Here is a 17,057-nt window from a genome sequence, read left to right as displayed (position 1 = left end):
TCGCTTTTGCCGATTCCCGATTTTGGATAAATGAGGCGCGATGATGTGGTTGAAGCTGAGAACCTATTTCCTTGCCGGACTGGTTATTTTCGCGCCGATTTCCATCACCATTTTTCTGACCTGGAAAGTGATTGGCGGAATTGACCGGATTGTCCTTAATCTGTTGCCCCAAAGCTATAATCCGCAAACCTATCTGCCGGTGGATGTACCGGGTATCGGCTTGCTGATTACCTTTGTGGTGCTGACCCTGATGGGGGCTTTGGCGGCCAATTTTTTTGGGCGCACAATGATCCGTATGGGCGAAGCGCTGGTAAACCGGATGCCGGTGGTGCGCGGGATTTACACCACCGTCAAACAGATTGCCGAAACGGTGATGGCGCAAAGTTCGACCACCTTCCGCGATGTGGTGATGGTCGAATATCCGCGGCCGGGGCTGTGGGCGATTGCTTTTGTTTCTTCCACCGCCACACAGGAAATTCAGGATAAAACCAGCCGCGAAGAAATGCTGAATGTGTTTTTGCCTACAACGCCCAATCCGACATCGGGGTTTTTGCTGTTCGTGCGCAAGCGGGATTGCGTCTATCTGGATATGACGATCGAGCAGGCGATCAAATATATCATTTCAGCCGGTCTGGTGACCCCGAATGATGCGGATAAAGCCCGCCGCGACACGATCGTCGCTTTGGGCGATAAAACCGGCAAGGATGGCGACCCTAAGGGCCGGGCTTAGGCGTTCAAAAGGCGATTATAGCGGTCAAAGGCCTTTGCTAGATCGTCGATCAGATCATCGGGGTCTTCCAATCCCACATGCAGCCGCAACAAGGGGCCGGGAGCCTGCCATTTGGTGGCGCTGCGCACACGCGCAGGGTCTGTGGGCAGGATCAGGCTTTCAAAGCCACCCCAGGAAAACCCGATTTTAAACAACCGCATATCATCGACAAAAGCGTCGATCATGTCATATGACCCGCGATTGAGTGTGAAGGAAAACAATCCGCACGCACCGGAAAAATCGCGCTTGAACAGATCATGGCCGGGAGCGGTGGGAAGGGCCGGATGCAGCACCTGATCCACGTCTTCGCGCTCTTGTAGCCATTGGGCGATTTTCAGGGCGCTGGCTTCATGCTGTTTCAAGCGCACCGGCAGGGTTCGCAGGCCCCGCAGCGCCAGCCAGACATCATCAGGGCTGGCAGTATGGCCCATTTGGGTGGCCCCATGCTTCAGCTTTGGCCATGCGCGGGCATTGGCGGTGGCGGTGCCGAGCATCACATCGGAATGGCCAACGATATATTTGGTGGCGGCATGCACAGAAATATCAACGCCTAAATCAAAGGCCCGCATATGAAGCGGTGTCGCCCATGTATTGTCCAACAGCACCAAGGCATCATGGGCATGGGCGACCTTTGAAATGGCAGGCAGGTCTTGCACTTCCAAGGTCAACGAGCCGGGAGATTCCGTGATCACCAACCGTGTGTTCTCTTGGAACAATGCCTCGATACCCGCACCGATTTCCGGATCATAGAAGGTGGTTTCGACGCCGAAATCGCGCAACATGCCCTGACATAAGAAGCGCGTGGGTTCATAGACACTGTCTGTTACCAGAATATGATCGCCTGTGCGGACGCAAGCCAGAATGGCCCCTGCCACGGCGGCCATGCCCGAAGGATAAAGCCATGTTCCTGCGCCCCCTTCCAGCTCGGTGATGGCTTCCCGCAATGCCCAATGGGTCGGTGTTCCCCGGCGGCCATAAAACAGCCCGGCATCGGGATCTTTCACACCATCGCGCAGATCTTGATAGCGCTCGAATATGCAGGTGGATGCTCGATAAACCGGGGGGTTGACAATGCCTTGGGTCCACTCGGGGCGGCGGCCGGCTTCGATGATCGTGGTATCGCGCTTCATAAGATCAAATTGTCCTCACTGGAGAGTCTGTGGGGGGCAGGTGAAAAATGTTCTAGGCCGTTCCCTTGCGTTTGGGAAGATCGGGCAGATTGCCCCATTGCGCCCATGAGCCATCATAGACCGACCAGTCATTATGGCCCACAACATCAAGCGCCAAAGCCAGAGAGCAGGCGGAAATTCCCGAACCGCAACTGGCGATGACCGGTTTTGACAGATCGACACCGGCTTCTTGGAACAGGGCGATCAGGGCCTCTTTGGGTTTCAGGCACTCTTGTTGGTCATAAAGCGTGCTATAAGGAACCGAGATGGCACCGGGAATATGGCCCGCTTCCACCCCTTCGCGGGGTTCTGGCTCATCGCCGCGAAACCGCGCCGTGCCGCGGGCATCGACAATTTGCGCTTTGCCACTTTCCGAGGCGGCGCGTACATGATCCAGATCGGCCACCAGCAGATCGTGGCGGCGGGCTGAAAAATGCCGCAGACGAGGGCCGGGGGGAAGATCGGCCAAGGGGCGCCCTTCGTGACGCCATTTGCCCAATCCGCCATCCAGAACCTTTACATCGCGCTGGCCAAATACCCGCAACATCCACCAAGCCCGCGCTGCCCCATGTACGCCGCCGGTATCATAAACAATGATGGTAGAGCCATCGCCAATGCCCAGCCTGCGCATTTGTGAAGAAAACGCTTCCGGGGATGGCAACATATGGGGGAAGGGGCTGTCGGCATCGCAAATCTCGTCGATATCGAAAAAAACGGCTCCCGGAATATGGGCGCTGTCATAATCGGCATGGGCGTTGCGGCCACTATCGGGCAAATGCCAGGAAGCATCCAGAATACGCACATCGGGAGCCGAAAGATGCCGCGCCAGCCAATCGGTCGAGACAAGCGGTGAGGGGGCATGTCTGTTCATAATGATGGTCCTTCGCCTGCCATGGATGTTCTTTGGCGCAGACTAGGACATTTTTGGATTAATCGAAACCGTTTGAAAGGGATTGTTTGTCGCAGCGCATCAAAGGCGGCGCCATACCGGCTCAGTTGTGCGGAGAACGGCGGCTATATTGGCCGGGCTGGCGGGATGTGAAAAATTCTGGCACCAGCGGATGCTGGATGGGATCGTCCGATTTTTCACTGACCATCAAATTGCGTTCCGCAACATAAATCACATGGTCTGCCCCATCCACCATAACATGATACCAGGGGCTGTTTTTCTGCGGTCCGCAATCTTGATGCCGGGCGGCCATCGCGTCTTCATACCAATCGGCGCTACTGGAAAAAAACGGGTCCACATCGAAAATCAGACCGCGATATCCGAACACCCTGTGGCGCACGACCTGTCCGATCGAGAAGCGTGCTTTTGGTAGTTCGGCCATGGCCATGGAAAACTCCTTTGGTGGCAGGAATCCCTGCATCTGGTCGGTTGGAAGCAAGCTTTGTGAAATGTGCCGTTTGCGAAAATCGAAAAAAGTACGCTCACAGCTAATCGCCACATAGAAATTATATCGGACCCAAGCTGAACGGAATCTGAACATCTGGAAAGCCCGAACGCCATATGCTTTTGACAAATGACCGATAGCGCATCATAAGCCATTCTTATGAGCAACGATATATATGAAAATCTGTCTCAGCTTGGCGGCTCTTCCCCGATGCCCGCCAGCCCCGAAGAGGCAACTCTTGAGACTGTTCCCAATCCGCGCCCCGGCTCGGATTATCTGGTTCGTTTCACCTGTCCTGAATTCACCAGCTTATGCCCGGTGACAGGCCAGCCCGATTTTGCGCATCTTGTGCTGGATTATGTGCCTGCGCGGTTATTGGTGGAAAGCAAGTCGCTCAAACTTTATCTGCACAGCTTTCGTAACCATCCGGGGTTCCATGAAGACTGCACGGTGGGCATTGCCGAGCGGTTGATCGAGGAATTGCAGCCCAAATGGTTGCGTTTGGGCGGTTATTGGTATCCGCGTGGCGGCATTCCCATTGATGTGTTTTTCCAAAGCGGAAAACCGCCGCAAAATTTATGGATTCCCGATCACGGCGTTCAGCCTATCGCGGCCGAGGTTAGGGCATCTGTTGCTGTCGGATTGACGTTCCTTGAAGGAAAAGGCCGCTTATCGGGCGGCCTTTTGGCGTTTTAACAGAATGTCTTCGCTGAGTTTGAAGCTGGCGGCATTATCCACATCGATGGGCGCAAAGGCATAAGGCACGATAATCGGCTCGGCAGTGGTGCCAAAGCGGCGGCCCACATGCATCAGAAAGTCCGCGGCGGTTTTGAGCCGCATTTTGTAATAAAGGAAAGAAGCAAAACCGAACGCTTTAATCAGCCGCGCATGTTTTTTGCCAAATTGGCCGCCGCCCCGAAAGGCCTCTGCCGACGCCAGTGCCTGTTTGTCGCGCAGCATATACAAATTGCAGTTGGAATAGGCCCCTTCGCTAAAGCGATGATAGGCAAGGGGGGCATCGGGATAATCGTCTTTCACCATTTTTTCAGGGGTGATGCCAACGCCGATGCTGCTTGTACCATCGCGGCAGCTTTCGCAAAAATCGCGCAATAATTGCGGCGTGTGCAAGGAATTGTCGCCGGTGGTGATCACCATGGGGAAGGGCGCATCCATCGCCTTGGCTGCGGCCATAACACTGTCGGCCAATGTGCCTTCACTTTGAACAAAGGCAATGCGGCCTTCGTCCATCCACGCTTTCAAACGCGCCGTAGAATGTAACAGTTCTTCTTGTTCGATGGAGACCAGAACCGTGCGGAATTGTTGACTTTCGAGCAAGGTGTCGATCACCCGTTCCAGCATTACCTGGCCTGCAATGTCCACGAAACATTTATGTGACTTTTGTTGAAGGCGGGCAACGGGATCATCCGGGCCGCGGCGGCTGGCGGCCAGAACAAGAGCAGTAAAAGGCTGGGCGTGCGCGGTTTTGTGAGGCATGTCAGGCTTTCCGTGGCGATTGATTTGGCTGGGCTTTGAACTGCTGCTTGCTTGTCGCTCTGTCAACAGATATTTGTCATGATGATTCTCCAAGATCGGAAGGGGCGCTCACATAGAATTGGGCGCATTGCCCTTTTTCCGCCATGTTTGGGTGGCTGTTGTCCTTCATTCTTGGAGACAATATGAATGGGCGTATTTGCTGATGCGCCTCGATGGGGGCTACGCGTCCCTGTATCATTAAGAGGTGTCTGAAACCGGATGACGATGCGCACGCACCATAACACCACGCAAAAGCATGCGCTTTATGCCTTGCCGGACCATGAGGTGGTGGAGGCATTGCTGCCCCGTGCCGTGGAACGGCATGTGGCGGTGGAAGAGGCCGCGCGTCTGATCCGCACACATACCGGTCTTGTGCCACTGGCCATTGATCCGCGTGGGGAAGGCCGGGTGATATGGGGCGATCTGGGTGTCCATCTTCCGGGAATGGCAATATATCTTCACCATCCAGCATTTGGCAGCGCAGGAAAGCATTGGCGACGCATTCTCAACGCCGATAGACATTCTCGACCATGAGGAGCTGTTTGCTGACAGTCTTTATCCTTCCGGCTTTATTCACCATATCTCTCGTTGCGGATCAACGCTGACCGCCAAAGCATTGGCACGGCCCAATGGCCATATGATGATCAGCCAGGGTGGGCCGTTGCAGCGTGGTTTTTGGGCGCATATCACCAAAGACTGGACCCGACCCGCCGAACCGGACGAAAAAACCCTGCGGCGATTGCGCACACTTGTCTTGGCCATGACACGCCCCAGATGTGGCGACGAGCACCGTGCCTTTGTGAAGTTTATCAGCTGGAATGTGGTTTATGTGGATCTGATCGCCGCGGCCTTTCCTGATGTCCCGGCGCTTTTTCTGTATCGTGATCCCGTTGAGGTGATTGCTTCCGTTAAACGCGATACCACCGCCGCCCTTCTGACAAGGGGCACAGATCAAGGCGCTTTTTTAACCGGTTTACCCCGTGAAAAAGGCGCAGAATTGAGTGATGTGGACTATCTGACAGCGTGCTATGCACGATATTTTGAAGTGGCTAAAGATGCAAAATGCAATCTTTCTCTTGTGAATTATAGGGATTTGGGTCCACACAGCTTCACGAGAGTTGCTGAACAGGGGTTAGATTTATGTTTAAAGGAAGACGACCGTCTAGCCATGCTTGAACAGTTCCGCTATCACTCTAAAGACGATAGTAATTCCAGCACTTTTTCAGATGACCGTGCGGCCAAGCAGGCTGCGCTCTCTGAAGACGAGCGTGCGCGGATTGAAGAAACCTGCGCAGACTTGATCGCACGACTCGACCATTCGAAGCGAAATCTTTTCGCTAAAAACGCCCCGTTTGGGGGGGAAGATTCTCAGAAGACTTTTGCGAGACAGCACCAATGAAATCTTTATCATCGCCGGGCCTCTTGTCCGTTATTATCCCTAATTACAATTACGGTCGCTTCATCGCTGAAACGATCGCAAGTGTGTTCCGTCAGGACTATGGCTCTATCGAGCTGGTGGTCGTTGACGATGGGAGCACGGACCATTCTTTGGAGGCCATCCGTGATGCCATAAAGCGCCCGAATTCATTGTCCCGGATCGAAGTGGTGGAAATGCCCACCAATTCGGGCAAGTTGGCGGCGATGAATGCGGGCTTGAAATATTGTGTTGGTGAATATGTGATCGTGCTCGATGCGGATGATCTGCTGACGGATAGCTATGCCAGCCGGTGCATTCACGAACTGAATGAAGGCCGCAAGGACGATCCGCAGCTCGGCTTCATCTATTCCAATTGCCAGCTTGTGGATGAAAATGGGGCTGATATTGGCCGCGGTAAATCCACAGCCTTTGATCCCAGCCTGATCGAACGTTTCAGCTTCATCCCTGAACCCGCGGTGACGCTGATGGCTGCGGTGATGGAAGCCAGCCCCTATGATGAAACGATCCGCAAAGGGACCAAGCATCATAAATGGCGGCGCATTATCGAGAATGGTTGGCGCGGCAAACATATTGCCGAACCTTTGTTCTCTTACCGCATGCATGGCCAGAATTTGTCCGGCATCGGCAGCCGTGTGATTGATGAAATTGGTGGCGGCCATACGGGCGAGCGTCTTCTATCGGGCTATTGGCCAACCCAGACCCGGTAACGCATGATCCTTATTGGACGAACAGATCTATGATTAAGGCGGGCGCTTATAAGGGCTCGCCTTTTTTGCATTGCAAAAGAATTTCCCACTCTTTAGGGAAAGATAATATCTTCAATGCTGAATGCGGAGTATGTTCATGTCAAACCCCGAGACGCTTTATGATAAAATATGGCGCAGACATGAAGTGGCGAAATCGGATGACGGGTCGGCGCTGATTTATATCGACCGTCATCTGGTGCATGAGGTAACCAGCCCACAAGCTTTTGAAAAGCTGGAACTGGATGGGCGCAAGGTGCGCCGCCCCGATGCGACTTTGGCGGTTCCCGATCATAATGTCCCCACTACGGACCGGTCGCAAAAGATTGCCGATCCCTTGTCGAAAAAGCAGATCGATCTTTTGCGTGACAATGTGAAACGCTGGAACATCGAACTCTATGACATGCTGGATAGCCGCCAAGGCATTGTGCATGTGATCGGGCCGGAGCAGGGTTTTACCCAGCCCGGGCTGACACTGGTGTGCGGCGACAGCCATACCTCTACCCATGGGGCGTTCGGTGCCTTGGCGTTTGGCATTGGAACGTCGGAGGTGGAGCATGTGCTGGTCACCCAGACGCTGACCTTGAAGAAATCCAGAAATATGCGGGTGACGGTCAATGGCATCTTGCCGAAAGGTGTGACGGCGAAAGATATGGCGCTGGCCATTATCGGCAAGATCGGAACGGCAGGGGCCACCGGGCATGTGATCGAATTCACGGGTGATGCCGTGCGCAGCCTAAGCATGGAAGGGCGCATGACCCTGTGCAATATGTCCATCGAGGCTGGAGGGCGGGCCGGTTGATTGCCCCTGACGAGACCACTTTTGCCTATCTCAAGGGCCGTGCCTTTACCCCGAAAGCCGGCCAGTGGGAGCAAGCGCTGTCGGTATGGAAAACGCTGTATAGCGATGATGATGCCGTATTCGATAAAGATGTGACACTGGATGCGAGCGAGATCGAACCGCAGGTCACATGGGGTACCAGTCCTGAACAGGTGGCCCCCATCGGCGCGGTGGTCCCTGATCCGGCCACATTCGAAGATGCGGGTAAACAAGAGGCTGCCAGCCGTGCGCTGGCCTATATGGGGCTTCGGCCCGGTATGCCGCTTGAGAGCATTGCCGTGGATCATGTGTTCATCGGATCATGCACCAATAGCCGGATCGAGGATCTGCGTGAGGCGGCCTCGGTGTTGCGCGGTAAAAAGATCGCATCTGGCATCAAGCAGGCATTGGTGGTGCCGGGATCGGGCCTTGTGAAGCATCAGGCAGAAGCGGAAGGGCTGGATAAAGTCTTTCTGGATGCGGGGTTCGAATGGCGGGAGCCGGGCTGTTCCATGTGCCTTGGCATGAATCCCGATAAAGTGCCGCCGGGGGCCCGTTGTGCCTCCACCTCGAACCGTAATTTTGTCGGACGGCAAGGGCCGGGATCGCGCACGCATTTATTGTCCCCTGCTATGGCAGCGGCAGCGGCCATTACCGGCCATTTGACCGATATTCGAACCATTGCTCGTTTAGAAGAAGGGGCCGCCTGATGGAGCCGTTTCAACGTATAATGTCGATCCCCACGCCGTTTTTGCGCGATAATGTGGATACGGATGTGATCATTCCGGCTGAATGGTTGAAAACCGTGTCGCGCAGTGGCTTGGGCAAGGGGGCATTTTCCAGCATACGCACATTGGAAAATGGCGATCCCGATCCGGAAAGCGTGTTTAACCAGCGGGCCTATAAAGACAGCCAAATTCTGGTGGCCGGGGATAATTTTGGCTGCGGCTCCAGCCGTGAACATGCGGCATGGGCTTTGGCGGATTTGGGCTATCGCTGTGTCATCGCACCGGATTTCGCGGATATTTTTGCGTCCAATGCCTTCAAGAACGGAATTCTTACCATCAGTCTGGATGCCGATATCGTGGCGGAACTGGCCGCCGAAGGTGAAGCGGGCCGGGCGCTTGTTGTGGATCTGGACGCGCAAACCGTTACCCGTGCTGATGGGCAATGCCATCCTTTCACCCTTGATCCGTTCCGCAGGCGGTGCCTGCTGGAAGGGTTGGATGAAGTGGGGCTGACCTTGCAAAACCATGGCCCAGCCATTGCCGCCTTTGAAGAGCGGCAAAAGCTGGAAATGCCTTGGCTTTATCGGGGCTGAAGCGTTTTTGTTTAACCCTTTGTCTGGCCTTGAGCGGGCTTTCCGAACAAACGCAAGCGGCTGACCCCGCCATCGGGGATGATGTTCAACCGCACATGGCTGATGGGGCCAAGTGCTGCCAGACCATCGCGGATATGCAATTCCGCGTCGGCTTTTAATGTCTGCTCCTCTAGCAAAACCGGCCAGAATTGCGATTGCACAATGGCCAGTTCATCGGGGCTGTCGGGGCAATAAGCCGCCTGCAGGGAGAAACGGTCGGGGAAATTGCCCTTGAAATGGGCGGTGTCGATCAGCACTTCGTCCACGATTCCGGGGCAGCCAAGGGCAAGAATGGCCCAGTCATGGCCCGGTTCGCGCCGGCGCCGTGTTTCCCATCCATCGCCCATATTGATGCCGCGCCCCGGTGCGATCAGATTGTCGGGCTTGCCGAAATGCGCATCATTGGCTGCGATGGCCCGTCCGCCATGTGCAAGTGCCAGAAGGTCGATGGTTTCTCCGGCTGTCAGGCTTTGGGGATCAAATGCTACATGACCATAAACCCGCAAGCGTGCCACCCCGCCATCGGGATAGATATTGAGCCGTATATGGCTGGCTTCCATGGCATCGGGCAGGGTGACCAGCAGGCGGTCATTGCCTTTCAGGGCCGTGATGGGAACCGCTTCGCGCCACAGGGTATTGGCATCAGGATCGCCACTTTCCCGCACACATAGATCAATGGAGGCAGCTGGCGGAAAATTGCCGGTGAAATGGCGGGTGTCGATTTCAAAGGCTTTGACGATGCCTTTGTGACCAAGGCGGATAATGCACAGATCATGGCCCGCCGCACGTCGCCGCCGCGTTTCCCATCCGTCCATCCATTTGCCATTGTCGTCATATTTTCCGGGAATGAACACCGGGTCATCGGGATCGATCAGGCGGGCCTTGTCGGCGAAGAAATCGTCACTGGCAAAGATGACGTCACTGCCAAGGCGCGGGCTTGCAAGATCGGTCCAGCGAGGATTTATGGAAAGCGTGTCTGTCATTGCTAAGATCCATTCAAGGGTCAAGCCGCCATGGCATCGAGGCGCAGGCGGGCGATTTTGTGAATTTCCGCAAGGGCGGTTTTGAATTCGGCCGCACTGTCTTGTTGCAGGCGGGTTTCAAAGGCGGCGAGAATGTCATCGGCCACAAGGCCCCGAACGGCAATCACAAAAGGAAAGCCAAAGCGGGATTGATAGGCATCATTCAGCTTTTGAAAGCGCGCGAACTGTGTCGGCGTCAAACGGTCCAGCCCCGCGCCCGTTTGTTCCGTTGTGGACTCCTTGGATAAATTTCCCGCAAGGGCGGCACGTCCGGCCAGATCGGGATGCGCTTTGATAAGCGCCAGCTTTTGCGCGTCGCTTGCGGCTTCTACAATGGCGTGCATGGCTTTATGGAGATCGGCAGGTGCATCCAGTGCGCCGCTGGCCGCCTTGGGTGCCACGCCTTGGGCCACCCATGGGGAATGTTCATAAATGCCGCCAAAAGCCTCTATGAATGCGTCGGTGGTTAATGCCGAAGGGCGGGGCGAAAGAACGCTCATGGGGCTGTCTCCCCGGTGGGGTTCGGGGCGGGGTGCATCTGTCTCCAATGACGGGCGATATCAATGCGGCGGCACAGCCAGATATCGTCAAATCCGCGAATATAATCCAGAAAACGGCGCAAGGCGGCTATGCGTCCGGGCTTGCCAGCGATCCGGCAATGTAGCCCCACCGACAACATGCGTGGGGTGTGCGCACCTTCTGCATAAAGCGTATCGAAGCTGTCTTTCAGATAGCTGAAAAACTGATCGCCACAGTTGAAGCCCTGCACCGTTGCAAAGCGCATATCATTCACATCCAGCGTATAAGGAACAACCAGATGCGGTTTTCTCACGGGATAGGTCCAGAAAGGCAGGTCGTCGTTATAATCATCGGCATCATATAAAAAACCGCCATTTTCCGCGACCAAACGGCGGGTATTGGGGCCGGTGCGTCCGGTATACCAGCCAAGTGGCCGGGCCCCTGTGAGACGGCGGTGGATTTCGATGGCCCGCTCCAGATGCTCGCGTTCTTGCTCTTCGGGCATCGTTTGATAATCGATCCAGCGATAGCCATGAGAGCACAGCTCGTGCCCATCTTTTAATGCGGCTTCTACCACGGCGGGATTGCGCTCCATGGCCATGGCCACCGCAAACAGCGTGAGGGGGATGTCGTAGCTGCGAAACAGATCAAAAAGACGCCAGACACCGACACGGCTGCCATATTCATAAAGCGATTCCATGCTCATATGGCGGGCGTTTTCGATATGTGGGGCCGATACGATTTCCGATAGAAACATTTCTGCTTCCTGGTCGCCATGCAATATGGTGCGTTCGCCGCCTTCTTCATAATTGAGCACGAACTGCACCGCCAAACGGGCTTTTCCCGGCCAGTTTGCCTGGGGGGGTGTGGGGCCATAGCCGATCATGTCACGAGGATAGGGCGCGTGCGTCACTGTGGGTGCCTCAAGGGTTGGATTTGGTTGTGATTACTATATCCGTTTACGATATTGTGCCAAGTTGTAAACTTCTCGACGCAAAATTGCTAACAATTTGCCTTGCATTCATCCTCGACACACCCGAAACTGGCAAGTCATAAGGAAAAAACCGACAATCAGACCGAAGAAAGGGCGGCTTATGGCCGGCTTGACGACTCATATTCTGGATACCAGCCACGGCCAACCTGCAGCGGATGTAGCGCTTCGCCTATATCGCCGCTCGGATGTCGGTGATACGCTGCTTGTTGAAACGCGCACCAATTCCGATGGTCGCACCGATGCACCGTTGCTTTCGGCGCAAGATATGACATCCGGGCGTTATCGATTGACGTTCGATGTGGCGGCTTATTTCAAGGCACGCGGTGTTGTGCTGGCCGATCCGCCATTTCTGGATGTGGTGTGCATCGATTTCGGTGTATCCGACAGCACGGCCCATTATCATGTGCCTTTGCTTGTGTCGCCCTTTGGCTACAGCACCTATCGCGGAAGCTGATATATGTCCGATTCTATACGATTTTATCTCAACGGCACCTTGATCGAGCGGCCGGTGAGCGATAGCACCCAAAGTGTTTTGTCCGCTTTGCGTTATGACCTGCGTCTGACAGGCACCAAAGAAGGCTGCGCTGAAGGCGATTGCGGGGCCTGTACATTGGTGCTGGGCTCTTTGGAAGGTGGCAAGCTGTGCTATCGGGCGGTCAATGCCTGCATTTTGTTCTTGCCTGAACTGGATGGCAAAGATGTTTATACGGTGGAAGGCTTGCGTCGTGCGGATGGGACCTTGCATCCTGTGCAGCAGGCCATGGTGGACCTTCATGCCTCGCAATGCGGCTTTTGCACCCCCGGCTTCGTGATGGCGCTTTATGCGCATTATTTGAATGGCGGCTCGTTCGAGCGTGCGGTGCTGAAAGATGTTGTGGCGGGTAATTTGTGCCGCTGTACCGGCTATGGGCCGATTCTGGACGCTGGAGAGCGCATCGGCAAAGAAGCGCCAAGCGACCATGACCATCAAGGCGCTGTGAAGCGTTTGTCCGCTTTGAAGCGGGATATTCCCCTGGATATTGTGGCCACATGCCCGATAAACGGCAAACCCAAGCGCTATCAGGCCCCGCGCAGCAGCGATGAACTGGCACATATGCTGGTGGAAGCGCCTGATGCCGTGCTGTTGGCGGGCGGCACCGATGTGGGCTTGTGGGTCACCAAACAGCATAAGCGGCTGGATCATGTCATCTCGCTTACCGCGGTGGAGGATCTGCGGTTCATGCAGGAGCGTGATGGGTGGCTGGAAATCGGCGCGGGCGTGCGCCATAGTGACGCCATGGATCGGCTTGGAGCGCTTTATCCCGATTTCGGGGAGCTGCTGCGGCGCTTTGGTTCGGTGCAGGTGCGCAATTCCGGTACTTTGGGGGGGAATATTGCCAATGGCTCTCCCATTGGCGATAGCCCACCCCCGCTGATTGCCTTGGGCGCAAGAATTGTGCTGCGGCGGGGCGATGTGCGCCGTGAATTGGCCTTGGAAGATTTCTTCATCGATTATGGCAAGCAAGACCGCCAGGCCGGTGAATTTCTGGAAAGCGTGCATGTGCCTTTGCCGATCGCGGACCGGATCTTCAAATGCTATAAAATCTCCAAACGCTTCGATCAGGATATTTCCGCCGTTTGTGCCGCCCTTTCTATCCGCCTTGAAGGGGACCGGGTGTGCGAGGCGCGCATTGCCTTTGGTGGCATGGCGGCAACGCCCAAACGTGCCAGCCGCGCAGAATCCGCTTTGATGGGGCAAAAATTTACAGAGGCGACCATGCGTCAAGCCATGAAAAAACTGGCCGATGATTTTGCACCCATCACAGATATGCGTGCCAGTGCGGACTATCGCTTGAAGGTGGCGCAAAATCTTTTGTTAAAGGCATGGCTTGAAAGTGCAGGGGATGAAGGGCCATTGCGGCTTGTGGGGAAGGAGGCCGCACATGTCTGATCAAAGCATGGCATCCGATACTGCATCCGCATCCTTGTGTGACCCGATCCATGGCGGCGTGGCGCAGCCGATCACCCATGACAGCGCCCATAAGCATGTGGCCGGTGCGGCTTTTTATGTGGATGATCTGCCCGAACCACAGGACATGCTGCATCTTTATGCGGCGCAAAGCCCCCATGCCCATGCCCGCATCACATCCATGAATCTGGATGCCGTGCGCCAAGCCTCCGGTGTTGTCGCTGTGATCAGGGCGGCGGATATTCCCGGCCATAACCAGATTGGTGCGGTGTTCAAGGATGAACCTTTGCTGGCCGACGGCGAGGTATTTTATAACGGCCATCCGATGTTCGTGGTGGCCGCAAAGAGTATCGAGCAGGCTCGGGCCGCAGCTGCCCTTGCCAAGATCGATTATGAGGTGCTGCCCGCGATCCTTGGCATCAAGGATGCCCATGAGGCCCAATCCTATCTGGAGCCGCCGCAAAGCATGGGGCGCGGCAATGTGGAAACCGCGTTAAACCGTGCGCCGCACCGTTTGTCGGGGCGTTTGTCGGTCAATGGGCAGGATCATTTTTATCTGGAAGGCCATGTATCTTTGGCCATTCCCGGTGAAGATGGGGATGTGCATGTATATTCCAGCACCCAGCATCCCAGCGAGCTTCAGCATCTGGTTGCGGAGGTGTTGGGCGTGGCCAGCCATTCTGTGACGGTGGAAGTGCGCCGTATGGGTGGCGGTTTTGGCGGCAAGGAAAGCCAGGCGGCGATTTTCGCAGCACTGGCCGCGGTGGTATCCAAGCGCACCGGGCGGGCGGCGAAATTCCGTCTCGACCGGGATGACGATATGATCATCACCGGCAAACGGCACGAGGCGGAAATCGCTTATGATGTAAGCTTCGATGCCGATGGCCGGATTGATGGTATCCGCTTTGAACAGTTCATCAAATGCGGCTATGCGACGGATCTGTCGCTGGCGGTATCGGACCGCGCCATGTTCCATGCGGACAATGCCTATTATCTGCCGAATGTGGATATCAAATCGTTCCGCTGCCGTACCAATACAGTGTCTAACACGGCTTTTCGCGGATTTGGTGGCCCGCAAGGGTGATCGGTATTGAACGGGTGATGGATGCCATTGCCCTGCATTTGGGCCTTGATGCCTTGCAGGTGCGGAAAGCCAATCTTTATGGCGGTTCGGGCCGGGATGTGACGCCTTATCATCAGCAGGTTACCGACAATGTGATCCCTGAAATTATTGGGGCTCTGGAAAAAGAGACGAACTATGCAAAGCGTCGGGCGGCGGTCAAGGCGTTCAATGCGGCCCATCGCTGGCAGAAAAAGGGCCTTGCCCTGACGCCAGTGAAGTTCGGCATTTCTTTTACCACCAAGCATCTCAATCAAGCGGGTGCGCTGGTCCATGTTTATAGCGATGGATCGGTGCATCTTAACCATGGCGGCACGGAAATGGGCCAGGGCCTGATGGTCAAGGTGGCGCAAGTGGTGGCCGAAGAGTTCCAGATCGATGTGGATCGGGTAAAGGTAACGGCCACCCATACCGGCAAGGTGCCCAATACCTCGGCCACGGCGGCATCATCGGGCTCGGATCTGAACGGTATGGCCGCGCAGGCGGCGGCCCGTACCATCAAGGAACGGTTGCTTGATTTTGTTGCCGAAAGCCGCGGGCTTCCCAAGGATCAAATTCGCTTTCAATCCAATAAAGTGTTTATTGGCAATGATTTCGTGACATTTGATGATCTGGTTCATGAGGCCTATTTGGCGCGCATCTCCTTGTCGTCCACCGGATTTTATAAAACCCCCGACATCCATTATGACCGCGACAGCCATACGGGCAGACCTTTTTATTATTTCGCTTATGGCGCGGCACTGTCTGAAGTGGTGATTGATGTGCTCACGGGCGAAAGCCGGGTTCTGGCGGTGGATATTTTGCATGATGTGGGCCGGTCGCTCAATCCGGCGGTGGATCTGGGGCAAATCGAAGGCGGCTTTATTCAGGGCATGGGATGGCTGACCACGGAAGAACTGGTCAGCGATGCTGAGGGGCGGCTGCGCACCCATGCGCCTTCGACCTATAAAATTCCGGTGGCCAGCGATCGCCCCGACGCTTTTCGTATCACGCTGTTTTCCAATGCCAATCGGGAAGCCACCATTCATCGGTCCAAAGCTGTAGGGGAACCGCCCTTCATGCTGGCGGTATCGGTGCATTCCGCTCTTTTGGATGCGGTGGCAAGCCTTGGCGATGGAACGCAGCTTCCGCCATTGGATGCGCCCGCAACGCCGGAAGCGATCCTGCGGGCGGTAGAGGCGGTTACCGCACAAAATGAGAGAGGCGATGGCTGAGTGGCTGACCGCATTGGCTGCACAGCATTTGGTGCAGCACCGGGCGGTGATGGTAAGCGTGGTGGCAAGTTACGGCTCTGCCCCGCGTGAACCCGGAGCGCGGATGGTTGTGACGATGCAGGCCGTGAGTGGCACCATTGGCGGTGGCGCATTGGAATATCAAGCCATTGCCGATGCAAAGGCTTTGTTGCAATCGGGCGGCGCTGCTTTTGTCCGCGATTATGCCTTGGGGCCGAAGCTGGATCAGTGTTGCGGCGGCCGTGTGATGCTGCTGTTCGACCTTTTCACACCCGATGAAGCACACACTATAAAGGCCACGCAGGGGGATGGCTCTACCCATCTGATTACGAAACTGGGCAGTGATGCCCCCCATATTTATTGCCAGCCCGATGATGCCAAGGCACTGTTGAAGGCTGGCAAGGTGGTGGCCTTGCTGGATAAGGCAGGTAAACCGCATGGGGACATGCGGGTGGATGTCGCCGATGTGGGGGCTGTGGTGCAGGTATTGGGGTCGCCTTATGCGCCGCTTTATATGTTTGGTGCGGGCCATGTGGGCCGGGCGGTGGCACGAATATTGAGCACCTTGCCTTTTGATGTGACATGGATCGACAGCCGGGCCGAGGCATTCCCCTCCAATCCCATCGAAGGGGTCAGGCGCTTGGTGATGGAAGATCTTGTGGCTGTGGTAGAAAGCGCCCCGAAAAATGCTTTGTATCTGGTGTTCACACATTCTCATCCATTGGATTTCGATATTACCGCCGCCATCTTGAAACGGGGCGATGCCGCCTATTGCGGATTGATCGGTTCGGAAACGAAACGATCCAGATTTCTAAAAAGGTTCCGCGATGATGTGGGCCTTGATGAAACACAAATCGGACGCCTGACCTGCCCCATAGGATTGGGCGGCCCTCAAGGCAAAGAACCGGAAGTGATTGCCATTGCCGTGGCGGCCGAACTTTTGGATATGGTTCGGTCTTTGAGCCCGATAACTGAGGAAAATGCGCTGTGATGAGT

General features: G+C 55.5%; 15 protein-coding genes and 3 pseudogenes. 11 read left to right on the top strand and 7 right to left on the bottom strand.

The genetic code is table 11. The features are described from left to right. Window positions 1-40: 40 nt before the first annotated feature. Window positions 41-730 (top strand): DUF502 domain-containing protein, encoded by a 690-nt coding sequence (locus JCM17844_RS09470; protein WP_150000729.1) that lies wholly within the window; start codon window positions 41-43, stop codon window positions 728-730. Here JCM17844_RS09470 and metC read toward each other — a convergent pair. From metC to hspQ, 3 genes are all read right to left on the bottom strand, one after another. Continuing rightward, window positions 727-1,899, bottom strand: a complete 1,173-nt coding sequence (gene metC / locus JCM17844_RS09465) for a cystathionine beta-lyase (RefSeq protein ID WP_150000728.1) — start codon at window positions 1,897-1,899, stop codon at window positions 727-729. The two genes, JCM17844_RS09470 and metC, sit on opposite strands and share 4 nt — an antisense overlap. A 52-nt stretch (window positions 1,900-1,951) precedes the next feature. Continuing rightward, the gene (sseA, locus tag JCM17844_RS09460; RefSeq protein WP_150000727.1) at window positions 1,952-2,809 is read right to left on the bottom strand and encodes a 3-mercaptopyruvate sulfurtransferase; all 858 of its coding nucleotides are present in this window, start codon (window positions 2,807-2,809) and stop codon (window positions 1,952-1,954) included. A 121-nt stretch (window positions 2,810-2,930) separates the two neighbouring features. Continuing rightward, entirely contained in the window at window positions 2,931-3,275 is a 345-nt protein-coding gene (gene hspQ, locus JCM17844_RS09455) for a heat shock protein HspQ (RefSeq protein ID WP_210431724.1), read from the bottom strand. 216 nt (window positions 3,276-3,491) lie between these two features. On the opposite strand from hspQ, the pseudogene queF reads away from it, so the two are divergent. Beyond that, a pseudogene (gene queF / locus JCM17844_RS09450) lies at window positions 3,492-3,955 on the top strand (preQ(1) synthase). 46 nt (window positions 3,956-4,001) lie between these two features. On the opposite strand, the gene JCM17844_RS09445 reads toward queF, so the two are convergent. Then, the gene (locus JCM17844_RS09445; protein ID WP_150000725.1) at window positions 4,002-4,826 is read right to left on the bottom strand and encodes a nucleotidyltransferase family protein; all 825 of its coding nucleotides are present in this window, start codon (window positions 4,824-4,826) and stop codon (window positions 4,002-4,004) included. 258 nt (window positions 4,827-5,084) lie between these two features. On the opposite strand from JCM17844_RS09445, the gene JCM17844_RS09440 reads away from it, so the two are divergent. The 5 genes and pseudogenes from JCM17844_RS09440 to leuD all read left to right on the top strand — a co-directional run bounded on the left by JCM17844_RS09440 (window position 5,085) and on the right by leuD (window position 9,187). Continuing rightward, window positions 5,085-5,399: a hypothetical protein gene (locus tag JCM17844_RS09440; RefSeq protein ID WP_150000724.1), complete on the top strand. Its 315-nt coding sequence runs from the start codon at window positions 5,085-5,087 to the stop codon at window positions 5,397-5,399. Further along, a complete protein-coding gene (locus JCM17844_RS09435; RefSeq protein ID WP_150000723.1) occupies window positions 5,338-6,264 on the top strand; it encodes a hypothetical protein in 927 nt (308 codons plus the stop codon). Before JCM17844_RS09440 ends, JCM17844_RS09435 begins: the two co-directional genes overlap by 62 nt. Beyond that, window positions 6,261-7,010: a glycosyltransferase family 2 protein gene (locus JCM17844_RS09430; RefSeq protein ID WP_150000722.1), complete on the top strand. Its 750-nt coding sequence runs from the start codon at window positions 6,261-6,263 to the stop codon at window positions 7,008-7,010. The genes JCM17844_RS09435 and JCM17844_RS09430 overlap by 4 nt, the downstream gene beginning before the upstream one ends. Window positions 7,011-7,146: 136 nt before the next feature. Beyond that, window positions 7,147-8,576: pseudogene (gene leuC, locus JCM17844_RS09425) on the top strand (3-isopropylmalate dehydratase large subunit). Beyond that, on the top strand, window positions 8,576-9,187 hold the full coding sequence (leuD, locus tag JCM17844_RS09420) for a 3-isopropylmalate dehydratase small subunit (protein WP_150000721.1): 612 nt from the start codon (window positions 8,576-8,578) through the stop codon (window positions 9,185-9,187). The pseudogene leuC and the gene leuD overlap by 1 nt, the downstream one beginning before the upstream one ends. An 11-nt stretch (window positions 9,188-9,198) precedes the next feature. Here the strand turns inward: leuD and alc are convergent, their stop codons facing one another. The 3 genes from alc to puuE are packed head-to-tail and all read right to left on the bottom strand — an operon-like array spanning window position 9,199 to window position 11,653. Next, window positions 9,199-10,209 carry an allantoicase gene (gene alc / locus JCM17844_RS09415; RefSeq protein ID WP_150000720.1) on the bottom strand — a complete coding sequence of 337 codons (1,011 nt, stop codon included), beginning with the start codon at window positions 10,207-10,209 and terminating at the stop codon, window positions 9,199-9,201. Between the two features lie 20 nt (window positions 10,210-10,229). Continuing rightward, complete coding sequence (gene uraD / locus JCM17844_RS09410) at window positions 10,230-10,748, bottom strand: 2-oxo-4-hydroxy-4-carboxy-5-ureidoimidazoline decarboxylase (protein ID WP_150000719.1); 519 nt, start codon at window positions 10,746-10,748, stop codon at window positions 10,230-10,232. Continuing rightward, window positions 10,745-11,653: an allantoinase PuuE gene (puuE, locus tag JCM17844_RS09405; protein WP_150000804.1), complete on the bottom strand. Its 909-nt coding sequence runs from the start codon at window positions 11,651-11,653 to the stop codon at window positions 10,745-10,747. Before puuE ends, uraD begins: the two co-directional genes overlap by 4 nt. Window positions 11,654-11,861: 208 nt before the next feature. Between puuE and uraH the strand changes: the two genes are divergently transcribed. The 4 genes and pseudogenes from uraH (at window position 11,862) to xdhC (ending at window position 17,052) form a co-directional block, all read left to right on the top strand. Continuing rightward, window positions 11,862-12,215, top strand: coding sequence for a hydroxyisourate hydrolase (uraH, locus tag JCM17844_RS09400; RefSeq protein WP_150000718.1), 354 nt, complete (start codon window positions 11,862-11,864; stop codon window positions 12,213-12,215). 3 nt (window positions 12,216-12,218) lie between these two features. Next, window positions 12,219-13,691 (top strand): xanthine dehydrogenase small subunit, encoded by a 1,473-nt coding sequence (xdhA, locus tag JCM17844_RS09395; RefSeq protein WP_150000717.1) that lies wholly within the window; start codon window positions 12,219-12,221, stop codon window positions 13,689-13,691. Further along, window positions 13,684-16,043 (top strand): annotated as a pseudogene (gene xdhB, locus JCM17844_RS17280) (xanthine dehydrogenase molybdopterin binding subunit). Before xdhA ends, xdhB begins: the two are co-directional and overlap by 8 nt. Further along, window positions 16,036-17,052 carry a xanthine dehydrogenase accessory protein XdhC gene (xdhC, locus tag JCM17844_RS09385; RefSeq protein ID WP_210431720.1) on the top strand — a complete coding sequence of 339 codons (1,017 nt, stop codon included), beginning with the start codon at window positions 16,036-16,038 and terminating at the stop codon, window positions 17,050-17,052. The pseudogene xdhB and the gene xdhC overlap by 8 nt, the downstream one beginning before the upstream one ends. Window positions 17,053-17,057: the final 5 nt, after the last annotated feature.

The organism is Iodidimonas gelatinilytica, from assembly GCF_008579125.1.
GTDB lineage: Bacteria > Pseudomonadota > Alphaproteobacteria > Sphingomonadales > Rhodothalassiaceae > Iodidimonas > Iodidimonas muriae.
The sequence above is the reverse complement of the archived record's forward strand: the minus strand, read 5'-3'. Positions and strand labels throughout refer to the sequence as shown.